This is a genomic window from Luteimonas sp. TWI596, assembly GCF_039674105.1.
Lineage (GTDB): Bacteria > Pseudomonadota > Gammaproteobacteria > Xanthomonadales > Xanthomonadaceae > Luteimonas.
Window position 1 is genome coordinate 16,900 of sequence record NZ_JBDJMU010000001.1, and the last position, 21,321, is coordinate 38,220.

At 69.4% G+C, this 21,321-nt stretch carries 20 protein-coding genes; 8 read left to right on the forward strand and 12 right to left on the reverse strand.

Annotated elements, in window-relative coordinates; genetic code table 11:
- Positions 1–12 precede the first annotated feature (12 nt).
- From ABE487_RS00100 to ABE487_RS00115, 4 genes are all read right to left on the reverse strand, one after another.
- The gene (locus tag ABE487_RS00100; protein WP_346447858.1) at positions 13–462 is read right to left on the reverse strand and encodes a hypothetical protein; all 450 of its coding nucleotides are present in this window, start codon (positions 460–462) and stop codon (positions 13–15) included.
- Between the two features lie 103 nt (positions 463–565).
- A complete protein-coding gene (locus ABE487_RS00105; RefSeq protein WP_346451979.1) occupies positions 566–1,171 on the reverse strand; it encodes a M23 family metallopeptidase in 606 nt (201 codons plus the stop codon).
- A 50-nt stretch (positions 1,172–1,221) separates the two neighbouring features.
- The gene (locus ABE487_RS00110) at positions 1,222–1,860 is read right to left on the reverse strand and encodes a tellurite resistance TerB family protein (protein ID WP_346443385.1); all 639 of its coding nucleotides are present in this window, start codon (positions 1,858–1,860) and stop codon (positions 1,222–1,224) included.
- Between the two features lie 217 nt (positions 1,861–2,077).
- Entirely contained in the window at positions 2,078–2,479 is a 402-nt protein-coding gene (locus ABE487_RS00115; RefSeq protein ID WP_241943980.1) for an HU family DNA-binding protein, read from the reverse strand.
- Between the two features lie 301 nt (positions 2,480–2,780).
- On the opposite strand from ABE487_RS00115, the gene ABE487_RS00120 reads away from it, so the two are divergent.
- A complete protein-coding gene (locus tag ABE487_RS00120) occupies positions 2,781–3,215 on the forward strand; it encodes an OsmC family protein (RefSeq protein ID WP_346443387.1) in 435 nt (144 codons plus the stop codon).
- A 91-nt stretch (positions 3,216–3,306) separates the two neighbouring features.
- On the opposite strand, the gene ABE487_RS00125 is transcribed toward ABE487_RS00120, so the two are convergent.
- Positions 3,307–4,188 carry a PhzF family phenazine biosynthesis protein gene (locus tag ABE487_RS00125; RefSeq protein ID WP_346443388.1) on the reverse strand — a complete coding sequence of 294 codons (882 nt, stop codon included), beginning with the start codon at positions 4,186–4,188 and terminating at the stop codon, positions 3,307–3,309.
- Positions 4,189–4,376: 188 nt separating this feature from the next.
- Between ABE487_RS00125 and ABE487_RS00130 the strand changes: the two genes are divergently transcribed.
- From ABE487_RS00130 to ABE487_RS00145, 4 genes are all read left to right on the forward strand, one after another.
- Positions 4,377–6,965 carry a bifunctional aspartate kinase/diaminopimelate decarboxylase gene (locus tag ABE487_RS00130; protein WP_346443390.1) on the forward strand — a complete coding sequence of 863 codons (2,589 nt, stop codon included), beginning with the start codon at positions 4,377–4,379 and terminating at the stop codon, positions 6,963–6,965.
- Positions 6,962–8,338, forward strand: coding sequence for a UDP-N-acetyl-alpha-D-muramoyl-L-alanyl-L-glutamate epimerase (murL, locus tag ABE487_RS00135; protein WP_346447850.1), 1,377 nt, complete (start codon positions 6,962–6,964; stop codon positions 8,336–8,338). The genes ABE487_RS00130 and murL overlap by 4 nt, the downstream gene beginning before the upstream one ends.
- The gene (murD, locus tag ABE487_RS00140) at positions 8,319–9,785 is read left to right on the forward strand and encodes a UDP-N-acetylmuramoyl-L-alanine--D-glutamate ligase (RefSeq protein ID WP_346451980.1); all 1,467 of its coding nucleotides are present in this window, start codon (positions 8,319–8,321) and stop codon (positions 9,783–9,785) included. Before murL ends, murD begins: the two co-directional genes overlap by 20 nt.
- Positions 9,786–9,852: 67 nt before the next feature.
- On the forward strand, positions 9,853–10,635 hold the full coding sequence (locus tag ABE487_RS00145; RefSeq protein ID WP_346451981.1) for a dienelactone hydrolase family protein: 783 nt from the start codon (positions 9,853–9,855) through the stop codon (positions 10,633–10,635).
- A 42-nt stretch (positions 10,636–10,677) separates the two neighbouring features.
- Here the strand turns inward: ABE487_RS00145 and ABE487_RS00150 are convergent, their stop codons facing one another.
- On the reverse strand, positions 10,678–11,676 hold the full coding sequence (locus tag ABE487_RS00150) for a polyprenyl synthetase family protein (protein ID WP_346447844.1): 999 nt from the start codon (positions 11,674–11,676) through the stop codon (positions 10,678–10,680).
- Between the two features lie 178 nt (positions 11,677–11,854).
- Here ABE487_RS00150 and ssb point away from each other — a divergent pair, with 178 nt between their 5' ends.
- Positions 11,855–12,361, forward strand: coding sequence for a single-stranded DNA-binding protein (ssb, locus tag ABE487_RS00155; RefSeq protein WP_346443399.1), 507 nt, complete (start codon positions 11,855–11,857; stop codon positions 12,359–12,361).
- Positions 12,362–12,539: 178 nt separating this feature from the next.
- Here ssb and ABE487_RS00160 read toward each other — a convergent pair whose 3' ends face one another.
- The 3 genes from ABE487_RS00160 to ABE487_RS00170 form a co-directional block, all read right to left on the reverse strand.
- Positions 12,540–12,932, reverse strand: a complete 393-nt coding sequence (locus tag ABE487_RS00160; protein ID WP_346443401.1) for a diacylglycerol kinase — start codon at positions 12,930–12,932, stop codon at positions 12,540–12,542.
- A 22-nt stretch (positions 12,933–12,954) separates the two neighbouring features.
- The gene (locus tag ABE487_RS00165) at positions 12,955–14,208 is read right to left on the reverse strand and encodes a HAMP domain-containing sensor histidine kinase (protein WP_346452015.1); all 1,254 of its coding nucleotides are present in this window, start codon (positions 14,206–14,208) and stop codon (positions 12,955–12,957) included.
- Positions 14,209–14,308: 100 nt separating this feature from the next.
- The gene (locus ABE487_RS00170; protein ID WP_346443403.1) at positions 14,309–15,004 is read right to left on the reverse strand and encodes a response regulator transcription factor; all 696 of its coding nucleotides are present in this window, start codon (positions 15,002–15,004) and stop codon (positions 14,309–14,311) included.
- A 75-nt stretch (positions 15,005–15,079) separates the two neighbouring features.
- Between ABE487_RS00170 and ABE487_RS00175 the strand changes: the two genes are divergently transcribed.
- Positions 15,080–16,747: a phosphoethanolamine--lipid A transferase gene (locus ABE487_RS00175; protein ID WP_346451982.1), complete on the forward strand. Its 1,668-nt coding sequence runs from the start codon at positions 15,080–15,082 to the stop codon at positions 16,745–16,747.
- An 85-nt stretch (positions 16,748–16,832) separates the two neighbouring features.
- Here ABE487_RS00175 and ABE487_RS00180 read toward each other — a convergent pair whose 3' ends face one another.
- The 3 genes from ABE487_RS00180 to ABE487_RS00190 all read right to left on the reverse strand — a co-directional run bounded on the left by ABE487_RS00180 (position 16,833) and on the right by ABE487_RS00190 (position 19,151).
- Entirely contained in the window at positions 16,833–17,123 is a 291-nt protein-coding gene (locus ABE487_RS00180) for a DUF6522 family protein (protein ID WP_346451983.1), read from the reverse strand.
- A complete protein-coding gene (locus ABE487_RS00185) occupies positions 17,120–17,272 on the reverse strand; it encodes a hypothetical protein (RefSeq protein ID WP_346443408.1) in 153 nt (50 codons plus the stop codon). The genes ABE487_RS00180 and ABE487_RS00185 overlap by 4 nt, the downstream gene beginning before the upstream one ends.
- A 151-nt stretch (positions 17,273–17,423) precedes the next feature.
- Positions 17,424–19,151 carry an oligopeptide:H+ symporter gene (locus ABE487_RS00190; RefSeq protein ID WP_346443410.1) on the reverse strand — a complete coding sequence of 576 codons (1,728 nt, stop codon included), beginning with the start codon at positions 19,149–19,151 and terminating at the stop codon, positions 17,424–17,426.
- 146 nt (positions 19,152–19,297) lie between these two features.
- Here ABE487_RS00190 and ABE487_RS00195 point away from each other — a divergent pair, with 146 nt between their 5' ends.
- Entirely contained in the window at positions 19,298–21,262 is a 1,965-nt protein-coding gene (locus tag ABE487_RS00195; protein ID WP_346451984.1) for a S9 family peptidase, read from the forward strand.
- Positions 21,263–21,321: the final 59 nt, after the last annotated feature.

A 21,321-nucleotide genomic window follows, 5' to 3' on the forward strand; every position in this document is an offset into this window, starting at 1 on the left:
GTGAATGCCGGGTTAGCGGGGGCTGCGCTCATCGGGCGCGGGCGCGAGCACGCGGCGATGCGGTTGCAGCCACGCCAACAGCAGGCCGAGCAACTGCATCGCGATCACATCGAGCACGATCTGGCGCAGCGTCAGGCCGAGCGGGAACGGCTGGCCGGCATGGGCCAGCAGGTGCCAGGGCACGAACGACACCAGCGCCAGTGCCAGCCCGAAGCGGGCGCCATGCCAGCGCTTGCTGCGCACCGGCGGCGGCAGCCAGCGGTAGAGCCAAGTCATCGCCAGGCCGAGCGACAGATACGCCAGCAGGATCCAGCCGACATTGGCATTGGCATCCTCGCGCGTGCGGAACAGATGGGACAAGGCCAGGTAGTCGGCGCGCAGCAGCACGCCATGGACCAGCAAGCCCAGCAGCAGCGCGCTGGCCGAGAGCGTCAACCCGCAGATCCAGAAACGCTTGTCCATCTCCAACTCCGATGATGCACGCCGGCGCCGCGCGCAGGGTAACCCGGAAGTGCGGCGCGGTGCCGGCCGCGGCGGTGCCGCGATGCACGCCGCAGGTGGCACTTCAACGCATCGCGGCGGTGTCGTCGGCCGCCGCGGCGGCGGCGCGCAGCAGCGGCAGCGGATCGAACGCGCCGCCGGCCGCGTAAATGCCGTAATGCAGATGTGGCGGCGTGCCGCGCGCATTGCCGGTGTCGCCGACCGTGCCCAGCATGTCGCCCGGGCGCACCACGTCGCCGACCGAGAGCAGTTCGGCGAAGTCGTCCAGATGCGCGTAGTAGTGGCGCTGCCGCCCCGGGCCGACCACCCACACCTGACGTCCGCCGAGGCCAGCATCGCGAATGCCCACGACCAGGCCTTCGGTGGTGCTGCGCACCGGCGTGCCGCGGGGCGCGAAGATGTCCACGCCCTCATGTTGCCGATCGCGCCCGCGTGGCGCACCAAAGGTGTCGGCGACGCGGTGGGGGGCGACACCCTCGACCGGCATCGGCAAGGCTTCCGGCGCCGGCGCGGCGGCGATCCGGGCGACGGCGCGCGGTTGGGCCATGAAGGGTTGATGCCAGGCCCAGTGGCCAGCGGCGGCCAGCACTGCCAGCACCAGCAGCGCGCGCAAGGTGCGGCGCAGCTGCGGCGTGTAGTCGCGGGGGCGGGATGGGGAAGGCGGCGTCATCGCAGCGACGGTAACCGCGTCGCTGCGAAGATCGGGTCGGCGCGGACGCGTCAGCCTCCTGCGGCGGCGCGCACTTCCTGCTCGAGGCGCGCCTTGAGTTCAGGCGCGATGCCCAACTGGCGCGCGAGCTCGTCGAGATAGCTGCGCTCCATGAAGCTCGTGTCGTCGGCCACCAGCACGCTGGCCAGGTACATCTGCGAGGCGATCTCCGGCGACGTCGCGGCGCGTGCGATCTCGGCTGGATCGAGCGGCTTTTCCAGCTCGGCGTGCAGCCACGACTGGATGTCGGCGGCGCTGTCGATGCGGCGGAACTCGGCCTCGATCACCTCGCGCTCGCGTGCGTCGAGATGGCCGTCCGCCTTGGCGGCGCCGACCAGCGCCTTGAGGATCGCCTGGCTGTGAAGGTCGGCCTGCGGCGGAGGCAGCCGGTCGACGGTTTGTGGCGCCGGTACGGCCGCGCCCGCTTGCTGCTTCTGGTAATCGCCGTAGGCGCGGTAGGCCATCATGCCGATCGCGGCCAGACCGCCGTAACTGGCGAGCTTGCGGGTCTTGCGGTGCTTGCCGAGCAACAGGCCGAGCGCGCCGCCGGCGACCGCGCCCTTGCCGAAATCCGCATTGAGCAGGCTGCTGCCCGGCTTGCCGCCGCTCTGGGAGGTGAGGAGATGGTTGAGAAATCCCTGGAAACTCATGGCGACGATCCGACGTGACGGGGCGCACAGGCGCGGGGCGGCGAGCTTGCGATGCAAACCGTTCGCATCGTGTGCACGTTGCGCGACAGCATCCATGCACGATGCCCGCGGCGGGTTGGGCACCCATTGGGTGGCAAGGCGCGACAGCGCCAGGCCCTGAAACGCGATCGGGACGGCCAAGGCCGTCCCGATCGGGCAACGCAGCGTCCGCCTGGGATCAGGCAGCGGCGTCCTTGAGCTTCTTGAGCGGGCGCACCTTGACCTTGACCGAGGCGGGCTTGGCGGCGAACCACTGCTCTTCCTTGGTGAAGGGGTTGATGCCCTTGCGCTTGGGCTTGGCCGGCACGCTGACCGAGGTGATCTTCAGCAGGCCCGGCAGGGTGAACGAACCGGCGCCCTTCTTGCTGATCGAACCGTGCACGGCGCCTTCGAGTGCGGAGAACACCGCACGGACGTCCTTCGCGGCCAGGCCAGTGGAGTCGGCGATGTGTGCGACCAGGCCCGACTTGCTCAGCGCTTCCTTGATCGGCTTGGGTGCTGCGGACTTGGCGGCGGTCTTCTTCGGCGCAGCCGCCTTCTTGGCCGGCACTTTCTTGGTGGTGGCCTTCTTCGTTGCCATGGGTCTGTGGTTCCCTCGTCAAATATGGATTGGATGATTCCTGGCCGAGCGAGCCGGCAAGCGAAATGTAGGGCATCCCTGCGCACCCGCCAATAGGAAAACGCAAAAAAAACAGCGGTTTTAGGCGGCCCACGGTGCCGCCAATCACATTTGCGCCTGTCTGGCGGCTGTCCGCACGCGCAAGCGTGGCCCGTTGACAGCCCCGCGACCGCCTGGCGGCCGGCGCGTTGCCGCCCCGAAACGTCCGCGTCACGTCCGCGCCGATACGATCGCCGGCTCCTGTCTCGATGGAGAACGCGTCATGGGTATTTCCCGCCACGCCACCGCCCGCTGGAGCGGCGACCTGAAATCCGGCAAGGGCGCTTTGTCGACGCCGCAAAGCGGCCTGCTGGACGCCGTGCGCTACGGGTTCAACAGCCGATTCGGCGACGAGAAGGGCACCAATCCCGAAGAGCTCATCGCCGCCGCGCATGCCGGCTGCTTCACGATGGCGCTGTCGGCCAAGCTCACCGAGGCCGGTTTCGCGCCCGAATCGATCGACACGCGTGCCGACGTCGATCTGTCGATGGAGGGCGGTCCGCAGCTGAGCGCGATCCGCTTGAAGACGCGTGCCAAGGTGCCGGGCATCGACGCTGCGAAGTTCCGCGAGATCGCCGACGACGCCAAGCAGAACTGCCCGGTCTCCAAGGCCCTGTCGGCGGTGCCGCTGTCGCTGGAGGCCGAACTCGACGGCTGATGGACCATGCCCTGCCGTGCCGCACTGGCGGTGCGGCAGGGGCCTTGCGGCGTGGAATGGCGGCGTGGAATGGCGGCGGGCCGCGCTCAGCTCAGCGCCAGTCGATCGTGCCGCGCACCACGCTCTGGACGCGCCCGCCCGACCAGACCTCGCCCTCGGCGTCGACGCGCAAGTCGAGGATCGCATCGTGACCGACCTCGCGGCCCTGGCTGACGCGGTAGCGACCGGCTGTCCCAGGCAATGCGTCGCGCGCCGCCAGCCAGGCGGCCAGCGTCGCATTGGCCGCGCCCGAGGCGGCGTCCTCGAAACACGCGGTGGCGCCGACGAACGCGCGCACCGCCAGGTCGTAGTCGCGACTGCCCGCGCTGCGCGCAAAAGCGCAGACGCCCATGCTGCCGGTGGCCTCGGCCAGGGCGGCGATCGCCTCCCACTGCGGGGCGGCGGCGCGCAGCGCCGCCTCGTCGGCCACCTCGGCCAACCACCAGCGACGCCCGCCGTCCATCAGCACCGGCGGTAGCGCCCCCGGCGGTAGCGACCCCAGCGCTGCGCGCAGTCGCGGGTCCTCGTTGCGCGCGACGTCGACGATCCGTGCGCGCGGCGTGCGTACGGCGATCGTCCGGTCCGCGCCTGCGCCGACCACCGCCAGCGGCAGGCTGCCGGCGATGCCCTCCTGCACCAGCACGCCGTCGCGCGGGCGCGCCAGGCCGGCGTCGAGCACGACATGCGCGGTACCGACGCTCGGGTGTCCGGCGAACGGCACTTCGCGGCGGGGCGAGAACATGCGGATGCGGTAGCTGGCCGCGTCGCTGGCGGGCGGGAACACGAATGTGGTCTCGGGCAGCCGGGTCCAGCGGGCGATGGCCTGCATCGTCTCGTCGGTCAGCCCGTCGGCATCGAGCACCACCGCCAGCGGATTGCCGGCACCGGGCCGGTCGGCGAACACGTCCACCTGGACGAAACGTCGGGAAGTCATGCGCGGGCGGGCGTCGTGCGGCGCGACAGCTTACCCAAACTGTCGCCCGAATCGAGCGGTTCGATTCCCTCCGCCTCCGCCAGCGCTAGAATCGGCGGTCCGCCGCGCTTGGCCTTGTGTCGGCGACGTGTCCGCTGCAGCGCCTGCGCGGTGCTGTTCTCTTCCTTCCGTCCGAGACCCCACCTCCGATGTCCTCACCCTCCGACGATCGCTGGATCGTGCTCAAGTTCGGCGGCACTTCGGTGTCGCGCCGCCACCGCTGGGACACCATCGGCCAGCTGGCGAAACGCCGGGCCCAGGAGCACGACGCGCGCGTACTGGTGGTGGTGTCGGCGCTGTCGGGGGTGACCAACGCACTGACCGCGATTGCCGATGGCGATGCGGCCGACGGGATCGTCGATGCGCTGGTCGAGCGCCATCGCGCGTTCGTCGCCGAGTTGGGACTCGACGCCGACACGGTGCTCGGCGCCCGGCTCGCCGCGCTGCAGGCCCTGGTGCGCGATGCGCGTGCGCCCACGCGGGCGCTGGACTGGCAGGCCGAGGTGCTGGGGCAGGGCGAACTGCTGTCATCGACGATCGGCGCGGCGTACCTGGCTGCGCAGGGCCTGGATTTTGGTTGGTGCGATGCGCGTGACTGGCTCGACGCGGTGGCGTTGCCCAACCAGAGCGGCTGGGCGTCGCGGCTGTCGGTGAACTGCCGGCGCGAGTCCGACGGCGATTGGCGTGCGCGTTTCTGCGCGCAGCCGGCACGCATGCTGCTGACCCAGGGCTTCATCGCCCGGCATGGCGACGGCGGCACTGCGATCCTCGGCCGCGGCGGCTCGGACACCTCGGCGGCGTATTTCGGGGCGTTGCTGGGCGCGCGCCGCGTGGAAATCTGGACCGACGTGCCGGGCATGTTCAGCGCCAACCCGCGCGACGTGCCCGATGCGCGCCTGCTTGCGCGGCTCGACTACGCCGAGGCGCAGGAGATCGCGACCACCGGTGCGAAGGTGCTGCACCCGCGCTCGATCAAGCCCTGCCGCGACGGCGGCGTGCCGATGGCGATCCTCGACACCGAGCGTCCGGACCTGCCGGGCACGGCGATCGACGGCAGCGCCGAGCCGGTGCCGGGGGTCAAGGCGATCAGTCGGCGCAACGGCATCGTGCTGGTGTCGATGGAAGGCATCGGCATGTGGCAGCAGGTAGGCTTCTTAGCCGACGTGTTCGAGCGCTTCAAGCGCCACGGCCTGTCGGTCGACCTGATTGGCTCGTCGGAAACCAACGTCACCGTGTCGCTCGACCCGAGCGAGAACCTGGTCAGCACCGATGTGCTGGCGCGATTGAGCGACGACCTGGCCGAGGTGTGCCGGGTCAAGGTCATCGCGCCGTGCGCGGCGATCACCCTGGTCGGGCGCGGCATGCGCTCGCTGCTGCACAAGCTCTCCGACGTCTGGGCGACGATGGGGCGCGAGCGCGTGCATCTGATCTCGCAGTCGTCCAACGACCTCAATCTGACCTTCGTCATCGACGAGGCCGACGCCGACGGCCTGCTGCCGGTGCTGCATGCCGAGCTGATCGGCAGCGGCGCGATGCCGGTCCACGACAGCGCGGTATTCGGCCCGAGCTGGCGCGAAATCGCCCACGGCCGCCGCGAACGCCCGACGCCGTGGTGGCAGCACGCGCGCGCGCGCCTGCTCGCACTGGCGACGCCTGGGACGCCGCGCTACGTCTACCACCTGGCCACGGTGCGCGAGCGGGCGCAGTCGCTGGCGGACGTCGCCGCGGTCGACCGGCGGTTCTACGCGATCAAGGCCAACTCGCATCCGGCGGTGCTGCGCACATTGGTCGAGGCCGGGTTCGGCCTGGAATGCGTCTCGCGGGGCGAGCTCGAGCACGTGTTCGCGACGTTGCCGGACCTCGACCCGGCACGCGTGTTGTTCACGCCGAGCTTCGCACCGCGCGACGAGTACGCTGCCGCCTTCGCGCTCGGCGTCACGGTGACCCTGGACAACGTCGAGGCGCTGCAGCGCTGGCCCGAGGTCTTCCGCGGCCGCGACCTGTGGCTGCGGCTCGATCTGGGCCGCGGCGACGGCCACCATGCCAAGGTCGTCACCGGCGGCGCGGCCTCGAAGTTCGGGCTGGCGCTGCCGGCCTTCGACGCCTTCGTCCATGCCGCCACTGATCTCGACGTACGCATCACCGGGCTCCACGCCCATCTGGGCAGCGGCATCGAAACCGTCGCCCACTGGCGCGAGGTCTACGCCGAGCTGGCAGCGTTTGCCGATGCGGTGGGCACCATCGACACCATCGACATCGGCGGCGGACTGCCGATTCCCTACCGCCCCGACGACGCCCCGTTCGACCTTGCGGCCTGGGGCGTGGGCCTGGCCAGCATCAAGGCCGAGTACCCACGCTATCGCCTGGCGATCGAGCCCGGGCGCTTCCTCGTCGCCGAGGCCGGCGTGCTGCTGGCGACGGTGACCCAGGTCGTCGACAAGCTCGGCACGCGCCGCGTCGGCCTCGATGCCGGCATGCACAGCCTGATGCGACCGGCGATGTACGACGCCTGGCACGGCATCCACAACCTGTCGCGGATCGACGACGAGCGCCAAGTCGTCTGCGATGTCGTCGGCCCGATCTGCGAATCGAGCGACGTCTTCGGCACCCGGCGCCTGCTGCCCGCGGCGACCGCCGAGGGCGACACCGTGCTGCTTGCCGACGCCGGCGCCTACGGTTTCGCGATGGCCAACACCTACAACCTGCGGTCGCTGCCGCAGCAGGATGTGATCGAATGACTTCCGGATTCGACCGCAGCGCCATCCGCTGCTTCCGCTTCGTCGACTGCGACCTCGACGCCGCGACCGGCGTGGCGCGGTTGCGCTACGCGTTCGACGATGGCCCGGAGCTGGTCGAGACCGTGACCGTGCCGGGCGCCCCGTTCGAACTCGACGGCGCGCGCGCGCAGGCCGCGACCCATGCGCTGCGCCTGCTGCACCTGCTCGCCGGCGTGAGTTACTACAAGGCCGCCGTGCCGCCGCAGATCCGCATCGACGGCTATACGATCGACGCTGCCACGGCGGCCCTGCTCGAGGATGCCTATGTGCATGGGCTGGGCGAATTCGCCTACCGCAACGGGCTCGACCTGCACGGCAAGATCCGCTTCCCGGCCGACGCCGCGGCCGATGAGGTCACGGCACCGGCGCTGGATCTGCGTGCCCATGCGCTGGTCGCGATCGGCGGCGGCAAGGATTCGCTGGTCTCGATCGAGGCGCTGCGCGCGCTGGACGTGGCGCAGACCGTGGCATGGATCGGCGGCTCGCAGCTGATCCGGGTCTGCGCCGAGCGCACCGGGCTGCCGACGCTCAACATCGGCCGCCAACTGGCGCCGCAGTTGTTCGAGTACAACCGCCATGGCGCACTCAACGGTCACATCCCGGTCACCGCGATCAACTCGGCGATCCTGGTGCTGGCCGCGGTGCTGCATGGTGTCGACCAGGTGGTGTTCTCCAACGAACGCTCGGCCAGCTACGGCAGCCTGATCCAGGCCGCCGATGGCAGCACCACCAACGAGGTCAATCACCAGTGGTCGAAGGGCTGGGCGTTCGAGCGCGCGTTCGGTGAGCACGTGCAGCGCCACGTCGCCGCCGATCTGCACTACTACTCGCTGCTGCGGCCGCTGTCGGAGCTGGCGGTCGCGCGCCAGTTCGCCAGGACCGACCGCTATGACGCGCATTTCTCCAGCTGCAACCGCAACTTCCACCTGCTCGGCGAGCGGCCGGTCAACCGCTGGTGCGGCATCTGCCCCAAATGCCATTTCGTGTTTCTCGCGCTGGCCCCGTTCATGCCCAAGCCGCGGCTGGTAGCGATCTTCGGCCGCAATCTGCTCGACGACGCGGCCCAGGTGGCCGGCTTCGACGCGCTGCTCGAGTACCGCGACCACAAGCCGTTCGAATGCGTCGGCGAGGGCCGCGAATCGCGTGCGGCGATGGCAGCGCTGGCGCAGCGCCCGGAATGGCGCGAGGACGCGGTGGCCGCCCGCTTTGCGCGCGAGATTGCGCCGCGGCTCGACGCGGGCGAGCTGGACATCGCGCCGCTGCTGGTGGTCGACGAGGAACATCGCGTGCCCCCGGCCTTGTGGGAACGCCTGCGTGCGCATCTCGCCGCTTGACGCGCTCGCCGCCGACGGCGGTCGCATCGCGCTGTGGGGCTGGGGACGCGAAGGCCGGGCCGCGTATGCCGCGCTGCGCACCGCGCATCGGGCAGGCTCCGCTCTGTCCGCGCCGTCGTCCGGCCAGCGCTTGGCGTCGACGGCGGCGCTGCCGCTGACCGTGTTCTGCACGCCCGCCGAAGCCGACGAGGTGCGCGGGCTGGGCGATCCGGCCCTGTCGGTCGAGACCGAGGCGAGCGCCGAACGCCTGGCGCGCTTTGCCGTGGTGATCAAGTCGCCGGGCATCAGCCCGTACCGGCCCGAGGCCTTGGCCGCGGCGGCGCAGGGCACACGGTTCATCGGCGGCACCGCGCTGTGGTTCGCGCAGCGCGCAGCGCCCGGTGAAATCGCTGAGGGCACGGTCTGTGTCACCGGCACCAAGGGCAAGAGCACCACGACGGCGCTGCTCGCCCATCTGCTGCGCAGCGCCGGCCGGCGTACCGCGCTTGCCGGCAACATCGGCCTGCCGTTGCTGGAACTGCGCGATGTCCAGGCCGACGCCTGGGCGATCGAGCTGTCGAGCTACCAGACCGGTGATGTCGCCGCGAGCGGCGTGCGGCCGGACGTGGCAGTGGTCACCAATATTTTTCCCGAGCACCTGGACTGGCACGGCAGCGAGCGGCGCTATGTCGAGGACAAGCTCGCGCTGGTGACCCGGGCCCGGCCACGGATCGCGGTGCTCAACGCCGCCGATCCGCGTCTGGCCGCGCTGACGCTGCCAGACAGCGAGGTGCGTTGGTTCGCGCGCGCCGATGGCTGGCACCTGCGCGGCGACGTGCTGTATCGCGGTGATGCCAGTGTGCTCGACACCGCCGGCCTGCCGCTGCCCGGGCGCCACAACCGCGGCAACCTGTGTGCGGTGCTGACCGCGATCGAGGCGCTCGGTATCGACGCCGCGCCACTGGCCGCTGCGGCCGCCGGGTTTGTGCCGCTGCCGCACCGGTTGCGGGCGCTGGGCACCCGCGACGGCGTGACCTGGGTCAACGATTCGATCAGCACCACGCCGCACGCCACGCTGGCCGCGCTGGACGTGTTTGCCGGCCACCGGGTCGCGCTGCTGGTCGGCGGTCACGACCGCGGCCTCGACTGGCAGGCCTTCGCCGATGCGATGCAGGTGCGCGCGCCGCACGCGATCGTGACGATGGGCGCCAACGGCCCGCGGATCCATGCGCTGCTTGCGTCGGTCGCGCGCACGCGGGGCTTCGCGCTGGCCGAGGCGGCGGATCTCGCCTCGGCGGTGCGGCAGGCGCGCGCCGCACTCGGCGGCGACGGCGTGCTACTGCTCTCGCCCGGCGCCCCAAGCTTCGGCGCCTACCGCGACTACACCGCGCGCGGCCGCCATTTCGCCGAACTCGGGGGCTTCGACCCCGATGCCATCACCGCGATCCCGGGCCTGGGGATCGCCTGACGGCGCACGCCCGGCCGCGCGTCGGGCGGAGTAGGCTGGACCGGTCCCCGCCGCCCGGAGCCGTCCGATGAAACGCCTGTCACTGTTCGTGTTGTCGCTGGCCTGCGCCACGTCCGCGCTCGCCGCCCCGAAGGCCGACCCGGTCGAATGGACGCTCGATGGCGAGACCTTCGCCGGTGTGCTGGTCTACGACGATGCCGTCCCGGGTCCCCGGCCGGGCCTGGTGATGGTGCCCAACTGGAAGGGCGTCAACGACGCGGCGATCGAGAAGGCGCGGCAGGCCGCCGGCGACCGCTACGTGGTGCTGGTCGCCGACGTCTACGGCAAGCAGGTCCGGCCCACGACCGATGCCGAGGCCGGCCCGGTCGCCAAGGCGCTGCGCGACGATCGGCCGACGCTGCGCGCACGCGCACGCAGGGCGGTGGAGGTGCTCAAAGCGCAGCCCCAGGTCGATGCGGGCCGGATCGCCGCATTCGGTTTTTGTTTCGGTGGGACCACCGTGCTCGAACTGGCCCGCGCCGGCGAGGCGCTCGCTGGCGTCGTGAGCCTGCACGGCGGCCTGACGACGCCGTTGCCGGCGGCGGCCGATGTGGTGAAGGCGTCGGTGCTGGTGCTCAACGGCGCCGCCGATCGCAGCGTGAGCGCCGAGGACATTGCCGGTTTCGAGCGTGAGATGGACGCGGCCGGCGCCGACTGGCAGTTCGTCAACTACAGCGGCGCGGTGCATTGCTTTGCCGAGGTCGATGCCGCGAGTCCGCCGGGTTGCATCTACGACGAACGCGCCGCCAGGCGTGCGTGGCGGCAGATGGGCGACTTCTTCGCCGAGGTGCTGGCGTCGCCGAGTCGCTGAGACGGGCTTGTGGCGTGATCCCGGCGTGCGTCCGGCCGCGGGTCAGTGCCCGCGTTCGACCGCGTAGCGGGCCAAGCCGCGCAGTGCGGCCACGGCCTCGTTGTCCGGCAGGCCGTCGAGCACGCGTTCGGCGGCGTCGGCGTACTCCACGGCGCGGGCGCGGCTGTAGGCGAGGCTGCCGGCATCGGCGATCGCGGCGAGCACCTCGGGCAGCGCCGTGGTGTCGCCTTGCTCGACGATCGTGCGCAGCCGCGCGCGGCGCTCGGGCGTGGCCTGGGCCATCGCGTGGATCAGCGGCAGCGTCGCCTTGCCCTCGGCCAGGTCGTCGCCGAGGTTCTTGCCCAGCGCCGTGGCGTCGCCCGAGTAGTCGAGCACGTCGTCGGCGATCTGGAATGCGTAGCCCAACTGCATGCCGTAGTCATAGAGCGCCTGCTGGACGGTCTCGTCGGCGTTGGACGCCATCGCGCCCAGGCGGGTGCCGGCGGCGAACAGCACCGCGGTCTTGCGCTCGATCACGCGCAGGTACGCGGCCTCGTCGGTGTCGGGGTTGCGCACGTGCAGCAGCTGCAGCACCTCGCCTTCGGCAATGCGGTTGGTGGTGTCGGCGAGCAGGCGCATGACCGCCATGCTGTCGAGCTCGACCATCAGCTGGAAGCTGCGCGAATACAGAAAATCGCCGACCAGCACGCTGGCGGCGTTGCCCCAGATCGCGTTGGCCGTGCTGCGGCCGCGGCGCAGGTCGGACTCGTCGACGACATCGTCGTGGAGCAGGGTCGAGGTGTGGATGAACTCGACGATCGCAGCAAGTTGGTGGTGGTCGCCGCGCACCTGGCCGGTGGCCTGGCCGGCCAGCATCACCAGCATCGGCCGCAGCCGCTTGCCGCCCGCCGAGACGATATGCTCGGCCACCTGGTTGATCAGCAGCACATCCGACGCCAGCCGGCGCCGGATCAGCGCATCGACCTGGGCCATGTCCGCGGCGGCGAGCGACTGGATCGCCGGCAGGTCGAGCCTGGCGGCCGGGGCGGCGGCGTTGTTCATGCGGGATCCGGGACGGGCAGACCCGGAATTATAGGAGAGCCCCGACGGCGGCGGGGGCGCTTTCCCGGCCCCACGCCAGGGGGTTGCCGGATCGCACCCCGGCGACCGGTATAATTCACTGTCCGCGCCCCCTCTTCATTCCCGGACACCCGCGCCGGCGCAATTCCAAGGACTCCTTATGGCCCGTGGCATCAACAAAGTGATCCTGGTCGGCAACCTCGGCAACGATCCCGACACCAAGTACACCCAGGGCGGCATGGCCGTGACCCGCATCAGCCTGGCCACCACCAGCGTGCGCAACGACCGCGACGGCAACAAGCAGGAGCGCACCGAATGGCACCGCGTGGTGTTCTTCGGCAAGCTCGGCGAGATTGCCGGCGAGTACCTGCGCAAGGGCAGCCAGGTCTATGTCGAAGGCGAGATCCGCTACGACAAGTACACCGGCCAGGATGGCGTGGAAAAGTACTCGACCGATATCGTCGCCAACGAGATGCAGATGCTCGGTGGCCGCGGCGAGGGCGGTGGCGGCGGTGGCGGCGGCGGTTACGAGCGCGCTAGCCGTCCGCAGCGCGGCCCGGGCAACGACGGCCCGCCGCAGCGCAGCGCGCCCGCGCAGCGCCAGGCCCCCCAGCAGCAGCGTCCGGCCCCGATGGACGACTTCTCCGACGACGACATCCCGTTCTGATCGCGGGCAACACCGCGTCGACGACGAACCCCAGCGGGCCCATGCACGCTGGGGTTTTTGTTTGGTCGGATGCCTGGGGCCTTGCGGCACCGCGATCGCGCTGCCGACCGCCCGGGGCCGCGAGCGGCCGCCTGGTGCCGTGGCCGGACCTGCAGGACCGCGGCACTTGCGATGGCGGCTATCCCAGCAGGATCGAGGCCCAGACCGTGCCGACCATCAGCAGCGCAATGCTCTGGGCGGCGCTGCCCATGTCCTTGGCGCGCTTGGACAGCGGATGGCGTTCGAGCGAGATGCGATCGACCACTGCTTCGATCGCCGAGTTGAGCAGTTCGGTCAGCAGGCTGATGAAGCAGACCGCCAGCATCAGGGCGCGTGCGAGCGGCCCCACGTCCAGCACGCAGGCTGCGACGATGAGCACGCCGTGCAGGCCCAGCAGTTGGCGGAACGCGGCCTCGCTGCGAACGGCGGCGAGGAAGCCGTCGCGCGAGTAGAGCAAGGTGTGCGCGATCCGGCTCAGGCCGGTCTTGCCGTGTGGGTACTTGCCGGTCTCGGCGGGGCCTGGCGATGGCATCTGCATATCCTGCGACGTTGGATCAGCACGAGCGTGGCGCGGGGTCCGTCAGATCTTCGTCAGCCGCGGCGCCTTGGGATCCGGGCGGGCGGTCGACGCGGAGCGACCGGCCATTGGGTCGGGCATCGTCCCGCATGTCGAGCGTGAACCGGCATCCGTCCTCCGAGCTGTCGACCGTCATGCGCCAGTTCAGGTGCTCCACGATGCGCTGCACGATCGACAGGCCCAAGCCTTCACCGCTCTGCCGTGCGCTGGGCTGGAAGCGCTGGAACTGCTGTGGGTCGATGCTGGGCGGCAGGCCGGGGCCGGTGTCGGCGATCACCAGGGTCGTGCCATGCAGGGCGATGCGCACCTCGCCTTCGTCGGTGTACTGGCAGGCGTTGCGCAGCAGGTTCCAGATCACGCTGCGGGCTAGCTCCGGGTTGGTGTGCAGGTGGGCATCCTGCGGCGCGTCCAGGAGCAGGGCCACAGGCTTGCCTGCAAGCCATGGCCGGCAGCGCACCATGCTCTCCTCGATCAGCGGCTGCAGTGCGACGTCGGTGCGGGTCAGGCTCTGCGGGTCGCGCGAGAGCAGCAGCATGCACGCGAGCTGCCGCTGCATCTCCTGGGTGGTGCGCACGATCCGTTCGGCGCTGCCGATCAGGCGGCTGTCGGCAGGCAGCTGGTGCGCGATCGTCTCCGCAGCGCCGGCGATGATGGCCAGCGGCGTGCGCAGTTCGTGGCTGGCGTCGCCGACGAAGCAGCGCTCGCGCTGCAGGAACTGTTCCGCTTCGTCGCTGTGCTGGGCGAATGCGCGGGCCAGGATGCCGATCTCGTCGCGCGCCTCCTGAAACGGAAAGGGTTTTTGCTTGCGCTCCACCGCCTCGGCCAGGCGGGTGATCGGCGCGATGACCCGGGTCGCGGTGGCGCGCCCGATCCAGAATGCGCACAGGATGCACAACAGGATGATGAACAGCGCGTAGATGTTGATCGCAAGCTCGAGATACGCGAAGTGCGCATCGGCCTGCTGCAGGTAGTAGCGTTCGCCATCGCGCTCGAAGACCAACAGGTGCCAGTCGCCCGGCCGCTCGGCGCCGTGGTAACCGAGCGGATACCAGTGCAGTGTCTCGGGCACGCTCTGCGCGTCGTAGAGCCGGGTGTCCTGGGCAAGCGTGGATGCGACGCCTTGCGCGAGGTCGGCCTCCAGACGCTGCGCCGTGCGGATCAGGCTGTGGGAGATCACATTCTCCCGGAGTTCGTCGTAATCGAGCTGCTCGGCCAGCACCACGAGCGTCATCGCCGCCACCATCGCAAGCACGAACGACACCGTGATGCGGGTCTTGAGCGTCATCTGGCGGAGGGTGGTGCGCAGGATCATCACGTCGGAGCGTCCTCGATCAGTCCGGCATCGTGGATGCGGGCGCCAGCAGGCGCCAGCCCACGCCGTGCACCGTCTCGATCAACGCCGGCTCGAAGCCCTTGTCGATCTGCTGCCGCAGTTCGTGGATATGGGTGCGCAAGGCGCCGCTGTCGGGTGGGTCGTCGCCCCAGAGCAGGTACTCCATTTCCTGCTTCCGGACCACGGCGGGGGCGGCGCGCATCAGACACAGCAGGAGCTTGTGGGTGCTGGGCGTCAGTCCGATGGGCTGGTGTTGCCGCCAGGCCTGCGGGGCGCGGGTGTCCACCTGCAAATCCTCCCAGCGCAGCATGCCCTGCACCTGACGGCCCTGTGCGCGGCGCACCAGGGCCTTGATGCGTGCGTCCAGTTCCTTGAGCGAGAACGGCTTGACCAGGTAGTCGTCCGCGCCCAGCGCGAAGCCCTGCACGCGATCGTCGACCGGATCGCGTGCGGTCAGCATCAATATCGGCACCGGGTTCTGGAACTCCTCGCGCAACTTGCGGCACAGCGTCATGCCGTCGAGTCGCGGCAGCATCAGATCCAACAGGATGGCGTCGTAATCGTTCTGGGTGGCCATGTACAGGCCGGTGACGCCATCGCGGGCGTCGTCGAGAACGTAGCCCAACGGCTCGAAAAAGCCGTACAGGTTGGCCACCAGTTCCGGGTTGTCTTCGATGATGAGCAGTCGGGTCATGGGGCGTGTGCTCTAACAACTTCCTGACGATGGGTTTCAAAGACTGCGCGCACTTTCCCCGGCTGGATCCTGCGCATGTCACCGCCTTCGACGCCCCTGCGGCTCAATCCCGTGCAGCTGACCTGGGTGGCGGCGTTGTTCTTCGCCACCATCGGCAACGTGGTGCTCTGGCGGACGTTGTGGCTGGAGGTGGAGATCGACGGCCTGCGCAGCCTGTCGTTCTTCCTCAGCCTGCCGGTCTTTCTGTTCTGCATCATCAACCTGCTGCTCACGCCGGTCGTGGCGCTGCCGTACATCAGAAAACCCCTGCTGGCCACCCTGGTGGTGATCAGCGCCGGATGCAGTTACTTCATGTTGCATTATAACGTGCTGATCGACCGCAGCATGGTGCAGAACTTTTTCGAGACCAATCAGGCCGAAATGGCCTCCTATTTCTCCCTTCCGCTGTTGCTCACCATTCTCGGGCTCGGGATCGTGCCGGCAGTGGCCACGCTGCTCCTGCAGACCAAATCGGTCGGCACGCCGATGCGGACGCTGGCCTGGTGGCTGGGCAATGTGGTGGTCACTTCGATCGTACTGATCGCGGTCACGATGGGGTTCTACAAGGACTATGCGTCGTTGCTGCGCAACAACGGGCATATTCGCGATCAGCTGCTGCCGTTCAATTTCGTGCGCAATACCAATGGGTATCTCAAGCGCAAGTACAGCGCGACTTCGCAGCCGCTGCGGACCGTTGCCGAAGACGCCACGCGCCCAGCGCCGGTTGCGGGTGCGCGGCCGAAACTGGTGATCGCAGTCGTGGGGGAAACCGCGCGTGCGCAGAATTTCCAGCTCAATGGTTATCCGCGTCCGACCAACCCGGTGTTGTCCAAGCGCGCGGACATCATCAGTTTCTCGGATGTGTCGTCCTGCGGCACCGCCACTGCGATCTCGTTGCCGTGCATGTTTTCGCGCATGACCCGCCCGCAGTACGACGAGGTGCGGGCGGCGACGGAAGAAAATCTGCTCGACATTCTGCAGCGCGCCGGAATCGAGATCCTCTGGCGCAACAACAACAATGGCGGTTGCAAGGGCGTGTGCGCGCGCGTGCCTACCGACGACATGCCCAAGCTGCGGGTTGCTGAGCACTGCGTCAACAAGGACGGCACCTGTTACGACGATGTGCTGCTGCACCAGCTCGAGGCGCGGATCGACACGATGCACGGTGACGCATTGATCGTTCTGCATCAGCTGGGCAGCCATGGGCCGACTTACTTCGAGCGCTATCCGCCCCAGGCGCGCGCCTTCACCCCCACCTGCGACAGCAATCAGATCCAGAAGTGCAGCAGCGAGGCGCTGACCAACACTTACGACAACACGCTGGTCTACACCGACCGGATGCTCGCCAACACCCTCGATTTGCTGCAGCGCTACGCCGACCGGCGCGATGTGGCCATGATCTACCTGTCCGATCACGGCGAATCGTTGGGCGAGCGCGGCATGTACCTGCACGGCACGCCCTACATGATCGCGCCCGACGAGCAGAAGAAGGTGCCGATGCTGATGTGGTTCTCGCCGGGGTTCGCGCAGCATGCTCGGCTCGACCTCGCCTGCCTGCGCGGCGCTGCCGCACGCCGGGCATACAGCCACGACAACTTCTATCACGCCATGCTCGGCCTGTTCGATGTGCGCAGTAGCGTGTATGCGCCGGGCCTGGATCTGTTCGCCGCCTGTCGTACGACGTCGCCGCGATCCGCCAACTGAGCGTCGATGCGGCACCTGCGTGCCGGGCTTCGATCGGCTGATCTCAGGGGCACGGGTTGGGATGACTGGGCAGGGGGCGCGTCGGTCAGGACGCCGCGGGCCCGGGGCGCGCGAGCGCGTCGCCGGTGGCCTCGAGCAGGCGTCCGGACGCGTCGAGCAGCAGCCGCGCGCGACGGCCGGCGTAGTAGAACGTCGCGCGGTAACGGCCGGCATCCTCGCCGATGCCGCGTTCGCACAGCACGCTGACCTTGCCGTCGGTCATCAGCTGGCGGAACGCGTCGCCAGCCAGGCCCAGGCGGGCGGCGACCAGTGCGCCGTCGACTTCCAGCGCCGGCTGCCGCCTGCGCGGCGCGGCGATCGTCAACGCCTCGCTCATAGCGAGAGGCCGGCCAGCGACTCCGCATCCAGCGCACCGAAGTCGCTGGCGGTCGCGGCGAAGCGCTCGATCAATGCGCCGCGTGCGGTGTCGTGGTCCGGCGGGGACACCGGCAGCTGGTCGCCCGCAAGATCCTGATATCCGTGCATGAGAGGCCTCCTGGTTCACGGGTATCCTCGCCCGCTCGCGCACGCCACGCCTTGATCTGGATCAGAGCAACCGTTCGACCGGCCGTGGGGCGTGCCGTGGCTGTGACCGGTGCGCGGGCCGCCGCGACCGAAAGGCAGCGCGCACCGCCGTTCAGCGCAGGCCGTGCATCCAGCGCCGCACCAGTGGCGAGAGTACGAAGTAGGCCAGGCCCGAGCCGACCCCGATCCACAGCATGATCTGGAACAGTTCGGCGTACTTGGCTGCGGCCACGGCCATGTCGATCGCCTCGCCCTCGGCAACCTCGAGCGCGGTGAGCTTGCCGAACTGTGCGGCCAGGACTTCCGAGTACGCGGTCGCCAGCCAGAAGGCGCCCATCATCAGGCCGACCACGCGTGCGACCGACAACTGGGTGACCGCCGACAGCCCGATCGGCGACAGGCACATCTCGCCGATTTCCAGCAGGAAGTACGCCAGCACCAGCCACCACACACTGGCCAGCACGCCGTTGCCCGCTGCCTGCGCGGCCAGCAGCAGCGGCACGAACGCCAGCCCCGCGAACACCAGGCCGATCGCCATCTTCGTCGGCTTGCCGGGGTTGAGCCCGCGGCGGTCGAGCCAGGGCCACAGCCAGGAGAACACCGGGGCGAGCACGACGATGAAGAACGCGCCGAGGAAGGTCAGTGAGCCGGCCGTCTGGGGGACCAGCACGACGTCGTGCACCAGTGCGATCGCCAGCGCCACGACCATCGCGATCGCCGCCGCGCGCGCGGTGCCGGTGCGGCCGCGATCGCTGGCACGCAGCGCGAGCACCATCAGCAGCGGGCTCGCGCCCAGTGCGAAGATCGCCCACGGCACGCCCGGCGTGTAGCCGCCCGGGGTCAGACCGAACAGGTCCTTGGTCAGCATCCGGTCGGTGAAGGTGACCCAGGAGCCGTAGGTCTGCTCGTAGAGCGTGAAGAAGATCAGCACGCCGAAGATCAGCAGCACCAGCGCCAGCATCTGCTCGCGCTCGACCCGGCTGCAGTGCCGGATCAGGAACCAGACGAACCAGACCACCAGCGCGGCAGCGATCAGGTGCATCGCGCCGTGCACCGTCCACGTGCGCTGGATCAGCTGCCACACCACCAGCGCGCCGCCGAAGCTGCCGGCGTAGATCCACCACTCGCGGCTCAACGGCCCGAGCTTCTCGGTCAACTTCGCCGGATCGTTCGGCTCGGCGTGGCCGCCGAGGTATTTCTGTCCCCATAAAAACACGATCAGGCCGGCGACCATGCCGATGCCCGCGGCGCCGAAGCCGTACTTCCAGCCATAGGTCTCGCCGAGGAACGCGCAGACCAGGCTGGCGAACAAGGCACCGACGTTGATGCCGGCATAGAACAGCGTGAAGCCCGAATCGCGACGCGGATCCTCGGGGGCGTAGAGCTTGCCGACGATCGTCGAGATGTTCGGCTTGAGAAAGCCCACGCCCATGATGATCAGCGCAAGCGACAGGTAGAACACCTGCAGCGCGGTGTCGTCGCGCACGACCGTACCGTCGACGATGCGCGCCTGTTCGCCTTCGAAAGCCATGCCCAGATGGCCGAGCACCAGCAGCACGCCGCCCAGCACCACTGCCTTGCGCATGCCCAGGTAGCGGTCGGCGAGCAGGCCGCCGAGCACCGGCATGGCGTAGACCAGGCCGCCATAGGCGCCGAGCAGATCGAAGCCGGCGTCGTCGCCGAACAGGTGGTACTTGAGGATGTACAGCAGCAACAGCGCTTTCATGCCGTAGAAGGAGAAGCGCTCCCACATCTCGGTGAAGAAGCAGACGAAAACCCCCTTGGGGTGGCCGAGGAAGTCGTCGGTGCCGCTCCGGGCGGTGATGGGGGCTGCGGCCATGGGCGCGTCGTCGTGAAATGGCGGAAGGCGCGAGTATAGGCGGCATCCGCGGGCGCCTGCCGCGCGCTACACTAAGCGGCACGCGCGGGGAGCGCGTCATCGGCCGGCCCTCTGGCGGCGGCCGCCCATCAAAAGGAGTCGGAAGGATGGTCCGCAAGGGACTGCAATGGATGCTTGCGTTCGTCGTGGCGGCCGCGTGCGCGGGCGCGTATGCGCAGGTCGACCTGGCGCCGTTCGTCGAGGACGACGGTTTCCGTGACATCAAGATCTCGCCGACCGGCGAGTACTTCGCCGCGACGATGCCGTACGGCGACAGCACCGCAATCGGCGTGGTTCGCTGGGCCGACCGCAGCATCGTCGGCAGCTACCGGCTGCCGCGCAACACCCACATCGCCGAGTTCTGGTGGGCCAAGGACGACCGCCTGGTCTTCGCATTGGCCGAGCGCTTCGGCGCGCGCGACTATCCCAACCCGACCGGCGAGCTGTACGCGATGAACGCCGACGGCTCGCGCGCGCAGTTGCTCGTGGGCTGGCGCGTGCGCGGCACGCCGACCGGCACCCGGATCCCCGCCGGTGGCAAGGCCGAACTGGTCCAGGCGTGGCCGATCGACCTGCTGGCCGGCGATGCGCGCAATATCCTGGTATCGGTGGCGCCCTTGACCCGCGATCCGCTGACCCGGGTCGATCGGTTGGACGTCTATACCGGTCGGCGTACCACCGAGGCCACGGTGCCGGTCGGGCGCGCAACGTTCACCACCGACCATGCCGGCGAGGTGCGCTTCGCAGTCGGCGCGCGGTCCGACAACCTCAGCCAGCTCTACTACCGCGTCGGCCGCGGAGAAGGCTGGCGGCTGATCAACGACGAACGCCAGAGTGGACGCCAGGAGTTCCCGATCGGATTTTCCGATGACGACCGCATCGCCTATCTGCGCGTTTCCCAGCCCACCGGGCCCGACGCGATCGTCGCCTGGGACATCGCCGCGGACACGCGGCGCGAGGTGCTGCGCGACGCCGTCGTCGATCCCGAGATCATCTATCGGCCGGGCACGGAGACGCCGGTCGGCGCGCGGTTCCTGGGCGCGACGCCGCGGCAGGCGTTCTTCGACGACACCTCGGCCGACGCCAGGCTCGGGCGCATGTTCGAACAGGCGTTCCCTGGCCAGGTCGTGCGGATCGCTTCGGCCACGCGCGATGCCTCGACCAAGCTGTTGCTGGCGACCAGCGACGTCGACCCGGGCACGTTCTACACCTATGACGCGGCCACCAAGCAGGCGGATTTCGCGCTCGCGCGGCGCGCCGGCGTCGACCCGACGCGCATGGCCCCGATGCGCGCAGTCTCGTTGCCGGCCCGCGACGGGCTGGTGCTCCATGGCTATCTCACGCGGCCGGCCGGGCACGAAGACGGCCCGCTGCCGCTTGTGGTGCTGCCGCACGGTGGGCCTTTCGGCATCTTTGACGATTGGGCATTCGATCCCGACGTGCAGGTGCTGGCGCAGGCCGGCTACGCGGTGCTGCAGATCAACTATCGCGGCTCGGGCAACCAGGGGCGCAGCTTCCGCCAGGCCGGTGCACGCGGCTGGGGCACGACGATGCAGGACGACCTGACCGATGCGACCCGCTGGGCGGTCGCGCAGGGCATCGCCGACGCCGAGCGTATCTGCCTCTACGGCGGTAGTTATGGCGGTTACGCGTCGTTGATGGGGGTGGCGCGCGAGCCGGATCTGTATCGCTGCGCGGTCGGCTATGTCGGCGTCTACGACTTGCCGTTGATGCGGGCGGAAAACCGGCGATCCGCGGCCTGGGCGGGAACCTGGACCGATGAATGGGTCGGTGACGATACCGCGCAGCTGGCGGCGCGTTCGCCCACGCGGCTGGCGACGCAGATCCGCGTGCCGGTGCTGTTGGTGGCTGGCGGCGAGGACGAGGTCGCGCCGGTCGAACACACGCGCCGGATGGAGCGTGCGCTGCGGGCAGCCAATGTGCCGGTCGAGACCTTGTATGTCGCCAAAGAGGGACACGGCTTCTACAAGCCCGAGAACAAACGCGCGTTCTACACCCAATTGCTCGCGTTCCTGTCCACCCATCTGGGCGGCGCCACCGCGAAGGAATGAATGCGGGCCGGCGCCGGCAGGACGCCCGGTCATGCAGCGCCCTGCACATGCGGGGCGCC

What these genes read in the sequence shown, in the direction of transcription:
- ABE487_RS00100 (WP_346447858.1), bottom strand. Translation starts at nt 462, where the DNA reads ATGGACAAGCGTTTCTGGATCTGCGGGTTGACGCTCTCGGCCAGCGCG.
- ABE487_RS00105 (WP_346451979.1), bottom strand. Translation starts at nt 1,171, where the DNA reads ATGACGCCGCCTTCCCCATCCCGCCCCCGCGACTACACGCCGCAGCTG.
- ABE487_RS00110 (WP_346443385.1), bottom strand. Translation starts at nt 1,860, where the DNA reads ATGAGTTTCCAGGGATTTCTCAACCATCTCCTCACCTCCCAGAGCGGC.
- ABE487_RS00115 (WP_241943980.1), bottom strand. Translation starts at nt 2,479, where the DNA reads ATGGCAACGAAGAAGGCCACCACCAAGAAAGTGCCGGCCAAGAAGGCG.
- ABE487_RS00120 (WP_346443387.1), top strand. Translation starts at nt 2,781, where the DNA reads ATGGGTATTTCCCGCCACGCCACCGCCCGCTGGAGCGGCGACCTGAAA.
- ABE487_RS00125 (WP_346443388.1), bottom strand. Translation starts at nt 4,188, where the DNA reads ATGACTTCCCGACGTTTCGTCCAGGTGGACGTGTTCGCCGACCGGCCC.
- ABE487_RS00130 (WP_346443390.1), top strand. Translation starts at nt 4,377, where the DNA reads ATGTCCTCACCCTCCGACGATCGCTGGATCGTGCTCAAGTTCGGCGGC.
- murL (WP_346447850.1), top strand. Translation starts at nt 6,962, where the DNA reads ATGACTTCCGGATTCGACCGCAGCGCCATCCGCTGCTTCCGCTTCGTC.
- ABE487_RS00145 (WP_346451981.1), top strand. Translation starts at nt 9,853, where the DNA reads ATGAAACGCCTGTCACTGTTCGTGTTGTCGCTGGCCTGCGCCACGTCC.
- ABE487_RS00150 (WP_346447844.1), bottom strand. Translation starts at nt 11,676, where the DNA reads ATGAACAACGCCGCCGCCCCGGCCGCCAGGCTCGACCTGCCGGCGATC.
- ssb (WP_346443399.1), top strand. Translation starts at nt 11,855, where the DNA reads ATGGCCCGTGGCATCAACAAAGTGATCCTGGTCGGCAACCTCGGCAAC.
- ABE487_RS00160 (WP_346443401.1), bottom strand. Translation starts at nt 12,932, where the DNA reads ATGCCATCGCCAGGCCCCGCCGAGACCGGCAAGTACCCACACGGCAAG.
- ABE487_RS00165 (WP_346452015.1), bottom strand. Translation starts at nt 14,208, where the DNA reads ATGACGCTCGTGGTGCTGGCCGAGCAGCTCGATTACGACGAACTCCGG.
- ABE487_RS00170 (WP_346443403.1), bottom strand. Translation starts at nt 15,004, where the DNA reads ATGACCCGACTGCTCATCATCGAAGACAACCCGGAACTGGTGGCCAAC.
- ABE487_RS00175 (WP_346451982.1), top strand. Translation starts at nt 15,080, where the DNA reads ATGTCACCGCCTTCGACGCCCCTGCGGCTCAATCCCGTGCAGCTGACC.
- ABE487_RS00180 (WP_346451983.1), bottom strand. Translation starts at nt 17,123, where the DNA reads ATGAGCGAGGCGTTGACGATCGCCGCGCCGCGCAGGCGGCAGCCGGCG.
- ABE487_RS00185 (WP_346443408.1), bottom strand. Translation starts at nt 17,272, where the DNA reads ATGCACGGATATCAGGATCTTGCGGGCGACCAGCTGCCGGTGTCCCCG.
- ABE487_RS00190 (WP_346443410.1), bottom strand. Translation starts at nt 19,151, where the DNA reads ATGGCCGCAGCCCCCATCACCGCCCGGAGCGGCACCGACGACTTCCTC.
- ABE487_RS00195 (WP_346451984.1), top strand. Translation starts at nt 19,298, where the DNA reads ATGGTCCGCAAGGGACTGCAATGGATGCTTGCGTTCGTCGTGGCGGCC.